We start from the raw sequence: 15,454 nt of genomic DNA, 5'->3' as shown, positions 1-15,454 counted from the left end.
AAACTTGCGGAAAACACGGAAATTCCGTATATTACGGAAAACGGAGGTTGATCATGACATCCACAGTAACAGCCGCAGCCATTTCCAAGAATTTTGGCGCTTACCAGGACGCTGCCGTGCGCGACCCGGTCATCATTACCAAAAACGGTCGCCCGCGCACCGTTCTGCTCGCTTACGAGGATTATCTGCGTTTGATGCGGCGCGAGCGTCGCGTCGAATTGACCGCTACGCTCACCGAAGACGATCTCGCGGCCGTTGAAGCCGCCTCGATGGAAGCAGGCCTTGAGCATCTCGATCGTGAACTGAACGAAAAATAGCATGATTCCGAGTGAGCCCAAGGTCGGTTGGATTTTCAGATATTCCTATTTGTGGCATTGGCAGTTTGAACAAGGGCGAGAAGAGGGCGACAAGGATCGTCCTGTTCTCGTATTAGCTATCACGACGACACTGGAAGACGGATCTCCCGTTGTCAGGGTTTTGCCCGTCACCCATACACCGCCGCAACGGGCTGACGAAGCGGTCGAAATTCCCGCTGCCACCAAGCGCCGTCTTGGCCTGGATGATGAGCGTTCGTGGATCGTGCTCAGCGAAAGCAATCGCTTTGTCTGGCCGGGACCGGATCTGCGGCCTGTCGATAGCGACAGCGGCTATTACGGTCCGCTACCACCGGCGCTGTTTGCCGAGATCCGAGACCGTTTTGTTGCACGTGCTCGTAGCGCGCGTCACCGGCAAGCGCATCGCTCTGAATAGGTTCTTGCGCGTCTTTTTCTCCTGTTAAACAGCCGCCCTTTTGCCCGACTTTTGCTGATTTGCGCCCTGAAATCAATCACCATCGATACTGTATAATTATCGATGGTGATGGATACAAAAAATTACCGTCACTGTAACGAAAGCTAAGCGCCGTTTAGGTTGATAGAATAATGATAAGTTATTGTTTTTACTTGCTCTAAATTTCGCGATGAGCGAGAACCTGCTCGTCAATTCGAAGGCACGGGCGCCGGGATGACATGTCTGATTGCTGGCTGTCGTTTTCCGCATTAAAACTGCGATTGCAGTCCTTAGTGGAAAAAATGCATTTCATGACCGACGCGTCTTTTTGAAATTGTAGCACAGTTTTTGTGGATGCCGTTGGATATGCCGAGAACGCCTCGAACTATCTGGAGAAAAATAATAAAGGCAAAACAAGGACTTACTCATGAAAAGAATCTTCGCAATTTTGCGAAATTGTTAGAAAAATTTTAGTCCCAAATAAGCGCTACCATTTGGCCAGTTATGTAGATTCGATCATGCGATATTAATTGGAAAACCACATCAGGTATGGGATAGAGAGCGAACAATCGAACCGGTTGGGATCCGCTATACTGGAGAAGTCGTCGGCTGGGCAATGCCAGACAAATATTCTCCACGAAACGGACGCAGCAGAAAGGCTCTGTGTTCGTTTGGTCGGGATTGAGGTTCACGTCTAAATATGATGAACACAGTAATTATCACTTGAGTACAATATTTTATCTCCATAAGCATACATATGCGATTTTGAACGACTTCGATGGCGGCTCATTTTCGACATAGGCGATACGTGAAACCTGGGGGGGGGGAATGGCATCCGCAAAGACGTTATCGAGCGTAGAAATCGCCATAATAAAGGGTATGCTGAACCTCACCCCTCGGCCCACCAATCAAGCGATTCTTGCGCATTTCACGCGCCCAGATCGGGACCTGAACCATCGTTTGATAGCTCAGATCCGTGATGGCTACCTTTACGGTGCGGTCCCCGCGGCGTCTGAAGCGGCTGTTCAGTTCTACATGCAAGTTAGCCGATATCGACCGCATCTCGATCCCGCGGTGTTCCTCTCTCTTCCTGGGCGTTCGGCATCGATACGACAAGCTGCTCGATATCTGCATCTCGATTGGTGGCCGGTCGGGCAAGGCCTGTTCTCCACCGGTGCAATTGTGACCGAGAACGGTCCGCGCTTTAGCTGGATTTATGATTGCGGCACCACGTCTACCGATCGTTTGCTTTCGGATGCGATAGCGAAAGCCCACCGGCAACGCGCGTTGCTCAGCCTCTCCGGCATCGATCTCGCCGTTCTTTCGCATTTCGACAAGGACCATATCAGCGGCTTTTCGCGCCTCGTGCGGTCGTCTCCGATCAGAGTGATCCTTCTTCCCTATCTTACTCCGCTTCAGCGGCTTGTGCTAGCACTACAGCAAGGGCTTTCCGCCGACGACGCCGAGTTAGGATTCTATGTTGATCCCGTGGGTTACCTCCGCGGACTGGATGGAGGTGACATCGGCGAAATCATTTTCGTATTACCTTCGGACCGAGACGATGGTCCGCTGCCTCCACCTATGGATCCACGACCAGATCATGAAGGGCCGGGGAAACTTCCGTTGAGATATGAATACGGCGAACCTCCTGAAGATGCAGAAAGCGAACTGTTCGAAGCACAAGCCAACGCGCGAGCGCGCTACCTCAAGCGAGGTGGGACTATATCTATTCCCTTTTTCTGGGAGTTCTTGCCCTATAACGATGCTTCGGTGCTGCCCAAGATCACGACGAAATTTAAATCTCGGGCGTCGAAGCTTGTTCAGGACATGCTGAATTTGCCTTCCACGCGCAGCAGAACGCTGGGAAAGCTTAAGTGCCTGTACGAAAGAGTCTTCCGAGGTTCGGTGGAACGTAACATAATTTCTCTTTTCCTTTATTCAGGTCCCGTTGATCCTGTGGCGACTTTGCTATGGCTGGGCTCCTCGCAACCAGTGGGGCTTTTTGAGGGGAGTACCAGGTTCGCGCAAATGTATACTGGTGATGGGAGCATCTGCGCAGGCAGACAACTCCGTGATTTCGAGAAGCACTAGCGCCCCTATGGCCGCCTTGATCGTGCCGGTATCCTGCAGGTCATGCACCACGGAGCCAAGGGGAGTTGGCACGCTGGGTTGGCTTCGCTTCTGAACCCAGAAGTAAGTATTTTTTCCTCTGATCCCAATCACAAAAGCTACGGCCACCCACACGCCGCTGTTCTGCGCGACTTCTGGCCATTTCATCCAGTGCAGGTCGACCAGAAGGTTGGCTTCCACATGGTGGGTATCTTCTAGTGATTTGATTCCAACTGCGGGTGAAAACGCAAATGGAATAATCACGGTATCAACACGGATTCTAGAATGGGATTTCGTCGTCCAGGTTTCTTGAGAAATCTCCGCCGATGGAGCCGATAGTAGTAATGCTCACGTCGCCCTCGACAATGGTGAATGGCGAGGCGCTCCCCACGACATGGTGTCGGCGTGCAAGACGCTGCGCAGTCTCCGTGAAAGGGGTTTGCCCCTCATTCCCGGCTATCATTAGCCCGGCCTCCGTGTAGTAAGAAATCAGCCGATCTAGCGTGCTCCGCGTTATCTTAAAGCAGCCCGTGGCGTCTATTGGAGCGAGCTCCCCCGCGATTGCGGACGCGATCTGCACGCATGAAGCGTCGTGATCGACGTAGAATTCGCCCTTCCAGGGGTCTGTCGAAAAATCCAGGTTGGAGAAGAACAGGGGAAAGAATGTTATCCAAGATCCTTGCACTTTGGCAGAGCTGCCGCGCTTCGTGCCCTTGTTCGAGATCACAGGCAGAAGCGTCAGAATAATGGGCTCGTCAGCGCCGGGGAGCTTAGGAAGTGCGATCTCGACGCTGAGGTTGCCAAGTGCGACGCGAAACTTCTCATTTTCTTTCCGAACCTCGTTTAATTCCTCAAGTGTCTCAATACTCGCCACTGCGTCGCCCCGTATCCATCCGACGCGCGGCTTAGTGGCTTTCGCGTGATCTAGGGCCTCGCGAACGGCCAACTTGAGATCGCCGAGGCTCGACCAAGCTTTCCGGAGTCGCTTGTGCTCGGCCTCTTTGATGAAGTTTTTCAACGATTGCCGTCCAGAATCGGTTTCCTCGAGGTTCTCAGCTGGGATTTTGCCAGGCTCTCCGTGGAGCATCACCAGAACCGGGACACCCTTCTCCACGGCATATCGAAACTCCTTGTGGGTGTAGCTGATGCCGTCTTCAGCCGGGCTGCCATAACGTCCGGCGATGATAAGGACATAGTAGTCACACTTATCGATCAGGGATTTGATAAACTCGAATTGATCTTCGTCGGCAGCCGGAAAGGACTCCATCTGCACGGGAAAATCACCCATGCTTATGATTACATCCTGTACCGCACGGCGCTCGTCGCGGAGATCTTGAAATGTCGAACTGATGAAGACCTGGTACCGCTTGTCGTGCACGCTCTGTTCCTTTAAATGTGACAGCATCTACACTAGTTATGTCGGTTCAAAAGGTCCACGACTGCCGGCCATGGCCCCAACGCCGCAGCCTTATATTCCACAGTTTACCGGCGGGCCGTTCCAGCCGAATTGGCGCCACTCGATGAGTGGCAGAACCCACTTGCTTCTTTGTGCATATTCAGCCTTTGATACCTCGCAAAGCTATCCACGATATCAATCGCCATCGGAAAAACTGGGATTCACCAGCGGCGTGTTGTGAACCCGTCGGGAATCGTCGGCCAATCGCCCAGCTAACGGCTGATTGGAAAACAACAAAAGTCATTTCGGCAAGTTGCCCAAAAAATCTGTCGGATGATGTAATGCAAAGATTTTCTATGCTCGCGATTCGTGCTTTAACGATCTGCTAATGCACGGATTCGTAGATGGCTACTAAGAAACCAGTAAATAGCAAAACCAAAGAGCCGCAGCGGGGAAAGACGGTTGAAACCGGGGTCCCTCTGCCGTCCGGGCACCGTGAAGACGTACTTCCGCTCGTCGCTGTTGGATCGAGAAAGTTCGAAGAACTTTGCCGAGCGATCTTAAAGCCAGTGTTTAAAGAAGTTCTTCGGGTGGCATTAAAGCGTACACCCGGAGTAGAGCAGTATGGAGTCGATGTAGAGGGCTTCGATAAGTTGCACGATCCCGTCGTTGTGCTTTCTGCCAAATGTTATCAGAAGGTCGATGCGTGGGAGTTTCGCCCATGGATCCAGGATTTTTGCGCCCACTTGGATGGTCACTGGAAGGGCAAAAACGTTCGTCACTTCATCCTCGCCGTGACCGTCACCGCCAACGACGACGACATGAACGAAGCGGCACGAATACTTGCCAAGTCTCTCGCCAAGAGAGGGATTCAATTTCATCTATGGGATTCTGTCCATATTTCGGACCTTTTACGAAACGACCCTCGGTTGATTGACCGGTATTTTAATCGGTACTGGGTGGATGCTATGTCGGCGGAGATCGAAAGCGATAGTCCGTCAGTCAACCCCTCGTCTACCGTGTCGCCCAATAAGCTTGGTGGCTCGATCGCCGCATTAGCGGCCCAGTTACAAGACGCGATAGTTGCCCCCTTTAACAGCGCAGTTTCCCGTGAACTTGAAGCGTCGATAACCGAGCTTAGACGCGGCAAGAGATCGGCTATCCGCAAATGGTTTACGTCAAATCGCGCTGAAGAGGCCACTTGGCAAACGATCGATCCTGCGGTCCGTGCTAAAGGGCTTCGTATTCTTGCCATGATCGAACTCACTGAAGGTGACCTCGACAAGGTTGACGCGCTCGTGTCGGAGGCTGATGCTTTAAGTGAAGAGCCGGATCCATCCGCCCGCGTGATGATCGCCCGGGCGACGGCCGGGGTCGGTGCTGCACTTAGTGAGCTCGGCATGCCTACGACCAGACGGGAGCGGGAGCTTGCAGCGGGATTGTGGATCGACGCGGAAGAACCGCATGCAGCACTCGATGTGCTTTCTCCGCTTTTCGGTGACGATGTTTCCAGTGAGGTTCTGCGTCTCCGCGGCATCGCTACCTTGCTATCCGGTGGGGGCGCTTCTGCGGCGCTGAATCTGGTTAATTCAGCTCTTTCTAAGGAGCCTGAAGGCGCTATCGTGCGGCTAACACGCGGGGTTATCCGGATTGCCTCCGCTCTTGTCGAAGGCGTAATGCCCGGTTTTGGCGGCCCCCCGGACCCCATCAGCCGCGCGTTGGTCCGGTCAGATCAAGCTGCTTATAATCAGCTGGATGCCGCCAGACAGGAATTTGAAGGGCTGCTGTCTGTCGTTGATGGCGATCTGCGCCGAGAAGTTGAGATCTGGAAGCTCGCTGCACTGATCTTGCATCCCGAAAAGAGGCAAGAGGCCAGAATGTATGGAAGATACCTGTTGGCTAGGACTGTTCCAGATCCTTCTGCCATTGTGTGGTGCCTTCAAAACAATCTTCCTATGCGTCGGGGCAAGATCAAGAAGGCCATTGGCGATCTATTGCGCAAAGGCGAGGGGACGCCGGGACATGTAGTCGCGCTCGCTCTCTTAGCTGCCAAGGTGGACAAGCCTTCGCGCGCTATCGCCGTCTTCGAGAAGTTTAAGAGCCACTTTCCTGAAGCCGAAGATTTTTTCAACGAGTGGCGCAAGCAGTTCGGTGAAGATGCTGTATCGCCAGAGGCGTCTTATTCAGCAGCAGTCCGCTATGGGATCGAGACTGGGAACTTCGCTCCGCTCGTCGCCTTTCTTTCGTCTGGCTTGTCGAGCGTCGAGGCTCTGATCGCGGGCTCTGAGTTCCTCATGTCTCGGAAGGCATACGCCGAGGTACTAGAACTGAGGAATCAGCTCACGGTCATTGGAACCCTGCGCGTGTTTGAAATTGTTGCTGTAGCTGCCTTCCACTCTGACAATGCTCCAGTCTCCATTGCGGTGCTCACGGAGGCGTCCCGAGCTGGCCTTGTCTTGCCTCCGAGGCTAGTTCAGCTTCGCCTGCGGGCGCAAGAGGCGACCGGTGATCATCTGAATCTGATCAAGGACCTGAAGTCGCTACTTAGCCAATCTGATGATTCTGATCTCAGAAGGCAGCTCTTCAACGCCTACGTGCGCATAGGGGCGCTCGAAGACGCGACCCAGGTGACGAACGATGCAATTCAGGCTCGGTCGCTTGATGACGTGAATGCGTTAAGGGTGGCCAACGCGCTTCGAAATTTCGCTCCTGACACTGCACGACGCGTGATTGCAGACATTCAGCGCGACCAGTTACCAAAAGAGCTGCTTCCTCAGCTCTTGGCGCTTTCATCCGAACTTGGGTTGAGAGAGGTGCAGGACGAGATGATCGGGAGGCTGGTTATCGAACCAGATTCTGAAAGTCAAATGATGCGCTTCGATAGCGTTGAAGCTGTCATTAAGTTTATGAACGAGCGAGCCGATCAGTATAGAGCACTAATCGATCAATGGCTTGCTGGAAGCAATCCATCAGCCTTGGCATTCAGTGGTGACGCCAAAGATTATGGCTTGCTGTTTCTGGGAGACCGGAATTCGAGGCGTGCGAATTTTGGTCTTAAGTTCCCCATGTTTCTGACCGCAGGGACAAAGCGAACAGCCGATGTAATTGATACCACTCGCCGACCGGGTCTACGGCTAGATCTAAGCGCGCTTTTCCTAGCTGATCGAGTCGGAATCTTGGACAAGATCGAGCGAGTTTTCGCGATCCATGTCCCGGCATCTCTCCCAGAAGCCCTGATAGAGATGCGCGCAAAATTCGGAACGGTTTCGCCAGAAATAGCTAGGCAAGTGCGAGCGGTCGCCCGGCGAGACAGCGCGGTCAATATCGTTGCTTCTCCGAAGGTCGGAGTTTTCAAGTTGGAAGCGCTGAGGCACTTGCCAGACGATGATGTTGGACTCGGCATCTTTAGCGCGCTCTTGGAAAATGCCTTCCAATCTGGTCACCTTACGAATGTGGAAATGCAAAAGGCTCGTGAAAGTTTCGGCATTTCAAACGACATGGGTTTTCCCGAGTTGTCGTTGGACACAGTCATGGTCGGCCAGTCGGCGGTTCTGGACCTGATGCTCTTTGGCCTTCTCGAACCCATAGCTCGTTCTTTCCCGACAAATATCCTACAGGCCGATCTTGATCAACTACTCGCGCAAGTTTCGCTTTTCGAGTTCGAGGAGGGCATTGGCAACAGGCTGGAGGAGCTTCGGAAGATAGTCGCCACCCGCTTAGGTTCTTCGGAGTGGCATAGTCTCCCAGCGCGCGTTGAAGAATTCAAAGCTATGCGTCGCGAAGCTCCTGCTCATGTTCGTTGCCTCCTCGAAACGCTGCCCCGAAGTGAGGATGACGATCTACCGCTCTATTGGATCGAAGACAGAACCATATCGAGAAATCCGTCAACGAACGCCGTCAATCTCGGGCAAATACTGTCAACACTTCGACAGGTCGGCTCCCTAAGTGATACCGAATATTATCTCGTGATGAAGTTGTTACGCGACGCTGGATACTCATTCCTGCCCGTAGACGCTGACGAACTTTATGCTCAGATCAGTGCAGCCCCAGTCGTGAATGGGAAGCTCATTGAAAATGATGATTTGAAGGCGATCAAGAGCTGGTTTGCACAAGACGCCATCAATCTCAAGCATATCGACCTCACCGTCGAGATCGATCCCAGTGGCCAAGTAATTGGCGAGAGCCGTCGCATCCTCCAACTCACGCACATTGCTCAAGATCTATTTGCGCGAATTTGGGACGAGCCCGCCGCAACCGACGAACAGAAGAGGGCGCGGTCGTCATGGGTCTGGTCGAACCTCCGTCTTGATTGCGCGCCGAATCGTACATGCTCCGAGCAACCCAACGTCCTCCGACAATTCGGAGCCTTGAATGTCTCGCAGGCGCTGGCTCTGCCTCTCCACGCGGAACTCGGCGAACCGGCGCTGGCAAAATCTGAGCGGGCCAGTTACGTCAACTGGCTGATGGCAACGGTTGTTGAGCCCCTCGTTGAAGTTGACCCTGAGGCAGGCGATCTCATAGCAGAGACGATCGCCGGAATGCTGGCGAGGCTTCTTGAAGCCTCGGACGACAAAAATAAGCGCCTAAAGAACGCGTTCGAATCACTGATGCGCCGTGTAGTCGCTGAATATTTGCGACTTTTTCCGCTCGATTGGGCTAACCAAGTGGCTTCACGGCGGGGAATCGATAACATAATCGACCGTCAAACTGTTATGTTGCTAGAGATTAGCGACGAACGAGTGGCGGTGGGTCCGTTAGCGACCGCGTTTCGTGAGGCGTGTTCAAGCAGTAGTCGTATTGCCAAGTTCGAGTTCCACGAGAGCAAGAAGTTCGCGCAAATTTCTTTGGACGAACAACAGGGACAGCCGAAAGCCATCGTTAAACGAGGACAAAAGTCTTACCCTCTTGACCAAGTTACGATGGCGCTACTCCACCCGGATCCACGAACGAGGGAACACGTTCTCAAGATGTCGATGCCCATAGGCAGTATTGGCAAGCCGATATCGGAGGAAGAACTAGTTGCCGTGGCGAACGAGCCGAGCCCTGAACGAAGGATGGAGGTTATCCACGACCTATATGCCGCAGATTTTTCGAGGCAACTCACTCTGTTGGATGCTCGTCTCAAAACCACTGAGCAGTTACGCATTGCTGATTTCGAGCTGCCGACCCCTTGCGTTCTACTGAATTACCTTGGGCTTCCTGGCGAGTTTTCAGGAAACGGAGAGGAGATGATTGCGTCCTCCTTTAAAATGTTGAGCGATAAGGTTGGTGCAAAGGAAGCCGTTTGGAGGCTCTCCAGTATTCCGCGAAGGGTCCCGGAAGAAATTTTGGACAGCTATGTGCTCGCAGTTCGAAAGGTCCCGAACAACCCTGAGCGATTTCTCTCCCTCTCGCTTGCTCGCGTTTTCGCGCTGGCGCAGACCGGTGAGTTGAATGATGACGATCTCAATTTCCTCACATCGCTCGATGATGAAAGGTTGCGGTTCTTCCGAACAATTCTTCGACACAGCGGACGACAGGCGCTTTTGGTTGAGGCGTGGCGCAACTTGAAACCCGAGATCGCGTTTTACCTGCTATGGCTGCATGCTGATCAGTTGATGCGAGTACTTACGCCGTCGAATTCGGCTCTTGGAGCACTCGGCAATTGGCTCCACGCGCGGACGCCTCTGAGACTTTTGGACGATCAAGAAGTCTGGGGCAGGTGGGTACGCAATTCCGTTTTCGACCTCTCGGCTATCCGGATGAGAGCGGCAATCTCTGCAGAACTGGTGGATCTTGGTGCTACTCTACCGGCAGATCAGATAGCGATGCTCGGTCGCGTCACAGCTGAGGAGTGGGTGCCGAATCCTCAGTTGCTTGCGACGCTTCCGACTGGGTCGCCGGATCAGTGCTGGATCAGCCGTGACCCTATATCTGTTTTCTCAAAAGCTGGTTGGATAGCGCCAGATAGCGCATTCGTGGTGAGAGATCCTTCAGGGCTTTTGACGCGTATTATCCAAGAAATGCGTGACGAAAATTGGCGTGTTCTAGTCTCTTTGGTCTCACTTGTGGTCGACATCGCAGCCGTCGATGAGCCTCCGCTCTCGGAGCTCAAACGAAAGATTGACAGCTACCTAAAGCTCGACGAGGCATTCGACGTAGATCCTTCGCGGTCTGCGTTGCTGGATGTCGCTGCCGAGATTTTCGGCCGACAGGCTGCTGACGAGCAGTTCCAAAACTTGATTACAGGAGTAGTTAACACCGCAAGGTCTCGGTGGCCGCGAGAGAATGCCGACCTACATGGCGACGGTGATGTCGATCAGCTGGCTCTGGAACTAGCAAACGCGATTTATCTGTTTAGCTGGGCGCGGAACAGCGAAACATCGGCCAGAATGATGGCATTTTGCAAGTCGCTAAAAGATGTTGCTGCGGTTTGGGAAGGCTTCCGTTCTGTAGCCTTGGAGTTACTCGAAAACGCGGTCGTCCAGGCAGACATTCCCACTGCCGCAGTAAGCATCTGGCCGGTGCTGTTTGAGCTGAAGGCATGCCGATAACTTCCGGCGCCGGCGTCTTTGCCAGATCATTCTGAAGATGCAGTCTTCACACATTAATACCGCCCAAAACCTCAGAATCTACCTTCGAAATGTAGTAACGCTATTACCACAAATGGAGCGGAGCAGTTGAAAGTTTGTATAGACTGAAAAAACCCGCATGTTCGGCAGAAATCTTGGCAAATTGAGCAGCGCGTAGTCGCGTCTTAAATCTTTTCCGGAATCTTGACTGGTAATCAAAGCCACTCATGACCGCTTTGCGTCTTATTTCGGACATTAGCGCAACACTTACACGCTCCTCAAAGCGGTCCTAAAGCTCATCATGCTCTCAGCGCCCGTAAAGGGAGGGAAGTAGACATTCATCCCATCACAACGTCTCGATCTGTTTGCCCATTCTGCTGAAGCGCTGCGTGGATGGCAGCCACAAATGCGTCGTATACTCGTTTGTCGACCTTCAACGCGGTGCGAAGCAAGGGATTACCGGCGTTCTGAAACTGTGCGTGCAGCATTTTCCACGAGTGGTCCGAAACTGTTGCTGAAGCTCTCCGCCTTCCATTCTTGCAAGCTGCCAGCTACGTGAATCGCGCCGATCGGATGCCCACCTGCATCAAGAATAGCTGCGCCAATAGCAACTTCGTCGTGCAGAAGCTGGCGACACAAAACAGAATGCCCGCGTTCCCGCGCGGCATTAACTTGTTCCATCACCTCTTCCAGAGATCGAACGGTATGGGGCGTAAAAGGCGTCAGGTCGGAGCGGCTGACGATATCCGCGATTTTCTCGTCGAGCAGTTGTGAAAGAATGGCAACGCCACCAGCCGTGCAATAGGTCGGAACAGCATGACCGACGAGCGTCGCGCTGAAGATTTCGTGCTTCGATGGCATGCGCACTGCATAAACAACCCGCACATCATCGAAAAGCGAAAGATCGACGCGCTCACGCACGCGGCGGCGTAATTCCAGCATGATCGGGTTGGCGCGTTGTAGCATCGGATTGAGCCGCAACAGGTCATGAGTCATGTCGAGAATACGCAGGCCTGGCAGGTAGCCGCGATCTGTGGGATCGCGGGCGATCACATCCAGTTTTTGCAACGAATGAACGATGCGCTGTGCCGCGCTGCGGTCAATCCCGGCTGCTGTCGCTATCTGGCTCAGTGACAGCGGATGCCGTGCTTTCTGAAAGGCCATCATGACAGCCACAGTCCGCGCAACAGAGCGCAGGAACAATGGATCCTCATTGTAGGCCTCCCCTTCGTCGGGGTGAAAAGTGGAGATGCCACCAAGGTCTCGAAATGTGTTCATGGCAAAAATCTTTAGTCGCCGTTCAAGGATTGACAAGAGCCAAAATTGGTCCCTAAGATAAAAATAGATATAGATGTATCGCTGAGAGATACACGTTCCTGCCCGAGGGGGCAAATCGATGAAATGGGAGTATGCTCGTGTCAAAACGCGTGGCTGTTGCTGGCTTTTTGCATGAAACGAATACATTTGCCGCGGCTCCGGCCGATTTGGCGGCGTTTGTTCAAGGCGGCGGCTATATTCCGCTGTCGCGCGGTGACGCGATTATCGATCACGCGCAAAACGTCAACCTCGGCATTGCCGGTGCGCTGAAATTTGCCCATGAAGCGGGATGGGACATCGTGCCGATCCTCTGGGCCGGCGCGATACCGTCTGCACCGGTCACAGAAGATGCTTATGAAACCATCGTCTCGGAAATCGTTGCCGGGCTGAAGGATTGTGGTCCGCTCGACGGGATTTTCATCGACTTGCACGGTGCAATGGTTGCTGCGCATGTCGATGACGGCGAAGGTGAATTGCTTGAGCGGATTCGCGCCGTCCGCCCGGAAGAACCGATTGCAGTCGCGCTCGACCTGCACGGCAACATTACAAAGCGCATGTTCGAACTTTCCGATGTGATGGTCGGTTTCCGCACTTATCCGCATGTCGATATGGCTGAAACCGGTTATCGTTCGGCCAAGGCATTGCAAGCCCTGATGGATAAATCGGATGTCTGGCCGCATGGCTGGCACAAGACCATGCGTCAGGGCGATTATCTCATCCCGATTGCCTGGCAATGCACCGACGAGCAACCCGCCAAGGCCCTTTATGGCATGACGGTTGACCTGCCGGAAAATGTGCTGACAGCCTCGCTTTTCATGGGATTTCCCGCCGCCGATTTTGCTGAATGCGGCCCTTCTGTCTTCGCCTATGGCTGGGACCACGCCGCGGTCGAGCGTTGCGCAGACGCCATCGCCAATGCGCTGGCCGCGGCGGAAGGGTCGTTTGCAGGCGTTGCCTATCAACCCGAGGAAGGGGTCGAAAGGGCGATTGAACTTTCCCGCGATGCAAAGCGCCCTATCGTGATTGCCGATACGCAGGACAATCCGGGCGCCGGAGGCAGTTCCGACACGACAGGGATGCTCCGGGCACTTGTAGCCTGCGGTGCGAAGAGAGCATCCATCGGCTGCATGCACGATCCGGAGGCGGCGGCACTCGCCCATCGCGCGGGCGAGGGAGCAGAAATTGAAATTTCGCTGGGCGGCAAATCCGGGATAGCCGGCGACGCGCCATTCACCGCCCGGTTTCAGGTCGAGAAATTGTCTGACGGGAAAGCCCATGCCACCGGGCCCTATTATGGCGGCACGTGGCTGAACATGGGACCATCAGCATGTCTGCGGCTTGGCGGCACGCGTGTGGTCGTAACGACCAATCTGGCGCAAATGGCAGACCGCGCCCTGTATCGCATGGTGGGTATAGAGCCGGAACAGGAAGCCATTCTTGTCAATAAAAGCTCTGTCCATTTCCGCGCAGATTTCGCGCCGATTGCCGAGAAACTTTTGGTCTGCACGGCTCCCGGAGCCATGCCGCTGAGCCCGGCCCAACTATCATGGAAACATTTACGCTCGGGCATCCGGCTCGAGCCGCTTGGGAAAGAATTCAATCCATAAATAAAGAAAAAACCTTCAGAGGAACCACATAAATGCTGTTTTTCAAATCCCCCACCTCCGGTCCCATTCTCCGCCGGTTGAAATACGGAATAGCCGCTTCTCTGATCGCACTCGGTGCTGGTAGTTTATCAAGCAATGCATGGGCTGAAACAACCCTGACAGCCGTCATGCATTCGGATCTGCGTATCCTCGATCCAGTTATCACGACGGCGCATATCACACGCGATCATGCCTATATGATCTATGATGTGCTGATCGCCGTGGACGAGAATTTCAAACCGCAGCCACAAATGGCAGACTGGACGATTTCAGACGACCAGAAAGTCTACACTTTTACGCTGCGTGACGGTCTCAAGTTCCACGATGGCGCGCCTGTCACCGCAGCCGATGCCGTAGCGTCTCTGGAACGCTGGGCCAAGCGCGACGCGGGCGGCCAGCTCATCATGGATGTCACGGAGTCGCTCAAGGCCACCGACGATAAGACGCTGGTATGGACACTCAAGGAGCCCTTCGCGCCGTTCCTCGATACGCTGTCCAAACAGTCCGCACTGCCGCCTTTCATCATGCCCGCCCGCATCGCTGCGACTCCCGCCGATACGGCCATTACCGAACATATCGGTTCGGGCCCGTTCAAATTCGTGCCTGCGGAATTTCAGCCGGGCGTCGGCGTCAGTTACGTCAAGAACGAGGATTACATTCCGCGCAAAGAGCCTGCGAGCTGGATGGCCGGGGGCAAGGTCGTGAATGTGGACAAGGTCCGCTGGGTCACGATGACCGACGCGCAGACTGCGGTCAACGCGCTGATGAGCGGCGAAGTCGACTATATGGAGCAGGTGCCGGTCGATCTGGTCCCGTTGTTTGAAGGGGACGATTCCGTCATTCTGGAAAAGCGCGATCCGCTCGGCTACCAGACCATGGGCCGTCTGAATTTCAAACATCCGCCTTTCGACAACGCGGATATCCGGCGCGCTGCCTTTCTGGCAATGTCGCAGGAACCGGTGCTGGCAGCGCTGATGGCGGACCCGAGCTATTACAAGGTTTGCGGCGCGATTTTCGGTTGTGGCACACCGAATGCCACTGATATCGGCGCCGAAAGCCTAACAGCGAAGGGCAATATGGAGGAAGCTAAGGCGCTCCTGAAAAAGGCTGGTTATGACGGCACGCCGGTCGTGATGATGCAGCCGACCGATGTGACGAGCCTGTCGCCTCAGCCGGTTGTTGCCGCGCAGCAATTGCGTGCGGCCGGTTTCACCGTCGATATGCAGCCGATGGACTGGCAGACGCTGGTCGGCCGCCGCGCCTCCAAGGATGAGCCTTCAAAGGGCGGCTGGAACATCTTCTTCACCAACTGGCAGATTCCGGAAATCGCAACCCCGCTCAATTCGGTGATGCTGAACGGCCGTGGCGATCAGGGTTGGTTCGGCTGGCCGAAGGACGACCAGATCGAAGCCCTGAAAAAGGATTATATCGCCGCGCAGTCGCCGGAAGACCGCAAGGCCGTGGTCGAGAAGATACAGGCACATACACTTGAGAATGTCCTCTATATTCCGCTCGGCGAATATAACCCGCCCCAGGGACGCCGCACCAATGTGGTCGATATGCTCGGTTCGCCCGTGCCGGTCTTCTGGAATGTGAAAAAGACAGAGGAATAATCCTGCCCCGGCTATCGCGCTGCAAATCTCTCTGGCGCGATAACTCCCTGTCCA

8 protein-coding genes are annotated in these 15,454 nt (G+C 54.2%); 6 read left to right on the top strand and 2 right to left on the bottom strand.

The window, feature by feature from the left end; all coding sequences use genetic code 11:
- The first annotated feature begins 53 nt into the window (after positions 1-53).
- From FHW00_RS20460 to FHW00_RS20450, 3 genes are all read left to right on the top strand, one after another.
- A complete protein-coding gene (locus FHW00_RS20460) occupies positions 54-317 on the top strand; it encodes a type II toxin-antitoxin system Phd/YefM family antitoxin (RefSeq protein ID WP_024899766.1) in 264 nt (87 codons plus the stop codon).
- Between the two features lies 1 nt (position 318).
- A complete protein-coding gene (locus FHW00_RS20455; protein WP_078340596.1) occupies positions 319-750 on the top strand; it encodes a type II toxin-antitoxin system PemK/MazF family toxin in 432 nt (143 codons plus the stop codon).
- A gap of 846 nt (positions 751-1,596) precedes the next feature.
- Positions 1,597-2,859: a hypothetical protein gene (locus tag FHW00_RS20450; protein WP_078340595.1), complete on the top strand. Its 1,263-nt coding sequence runs from the start codon at positions 1,597-1,599 to the stop codon at positions 2,857-2,859.
- Between the two features lie 298 nt (positions 2,860-3,157).
- Here the strand turns inward: FHW00_RS20450 and FHW00_RS20445 are convergent, their stop codons facing one another.
- Positions 3,158-4,255, bottom strand: a complete 1,098-nt coding sequence (locus FHW00_RS20445; RefSeq protein ID WP_078340613.1) for a DUF4062 domain-containing protein — start codon at positions 4,253-4,255, stop codon at positions 3,158-3,160.
- Between the two features lie 422 nt (positions 4,256-4,677).
- Here FHW00_RS20445 and FHW00_RS20440 point away from each other — a divergent pair, with 422 nt between their 5' ends.
- A complete protein-coding gene (locus FHW00_RS20440; protein WP_078340594.1) occupies positions 4,678-10,806 on the top strand; it encodes a hypothetical protein in 6,129 nt (2,042 codons plus the stop codon).
- A 474-nt stretch (positions 10,807-11,280) separates the two neighbouring features.
- Here FHW00_RS20440 and FHW00_RS20435 read toward each other — a convergent pair whose 3' ends face one another.
- Entirely contained in the window at positions 11,281-12,102 is an 822-nt protein-coding gene (locus tag FHW00_RS20435; RefSeq protein ID WP_078340593.1) for an IclR family transcriptional regulator, read from the bottom strand.
- Positions 12,103-12,233: 131 nt separating this feature from the next.
- On the opposite strand from FHW00_RS20435, the gene FHW00_RS20430 reads away from it, so the two are divergent.
- Together FHW00_RS20430 and FHW00_RS20425 are read left to right on the top strand one after the other, a co-directional pair.
- On the top strand, positions 12,234-13,748 hold the full coding sequence (locus FHW00_RS20430; RefSeq protein ID WP_078340592.1) for a M81 family metallopeptidase: 1,515 nt from the start codon (positions 12,234-12,236) through the stop codon (positions 13,746-13,748).
- A 32-nt stretch (positions 13,749-13,780) separates the two neighbouring features.
- The gene (locus tag FHW00_RS20425; protein ID WP_078340591.1) at positions 13,781-15,400 is read left to right on the top strand and encodes an ABC transporter substrate-binding protein; all 1,620 of its coding nucleotides are present in this window, start codon (positions 13,781-13,783) and stop codon (positions 15,398-15,400) included.
- Positions 15,401-15,454 lie beyond the last annotated feature (54 nt).

Source organism: Ochrobactrum sp. P6BSIII (assembly GCF_014138065.1).
In the GTDB taxonomy this organism is placed as follows: domain Bacteria; phylum Pseudomonadota; class Alphaproteobacteria; order Rhizobiales; family Rhizobiaceae; genus Brucella.
Note: the sequence above shows the minus strand (reverse complement) of the source record. Positions and strands in the feature narration are given on the sequence as shown.

Bases quoted from the DNA above. Each gene is read 5' to 3' on its own strand.
- FHW00_RS20430 (WP_078340592.1), top strand. From the start codon at position 12,234: ATGCTCGTGTCAAAACGCGTGGCTGTTGCTGGCTTTTTGCATGAAACG.
- FHW00_RS20435 (WP_078340593.1), bottom strand. From the start codon at position 12,102: ATGAACACATTTCGAGACCTTGGTGGCATCTCCACTTTTCACCCCGAC.
- FHW00_RS20455 (WP_078340596.1), top strand. From the start codon at position 319: ATGATTCCGAGTGAGCCCAAGGTCGGTTGGATTTTCAGATATTCCTAT.
- FHW00_RS20460 (WP_024899766.1), top strand. From the start codon at position 54: ATGACATCCACAGTAACAGCCGCAGCCATTTCCAAGAATTTTGGCGCT.
- FHW00_RS20425 (WP_078340591.1), top strand. From the start codon at position 13,781: ATGCTGTTTTTCAAATCCCCCACCTCCGGTCCCATTCTCCGCCGGTTG.
- FHW00_RS20440 (WP_078340594.1), top strand. From the start codon at position 4,678: ATGGCTACTAAGAAACCAGTAAATAGCAAAACCAAAGAGCCGCAGCGG.
- FHW00_RS20450 (WP_078340595.1), top strand. From the start codon at position 1,597: ATGGCATCCGCAAAGACGTTATCGAGCGTAGAAATCGCCATAATAAAG.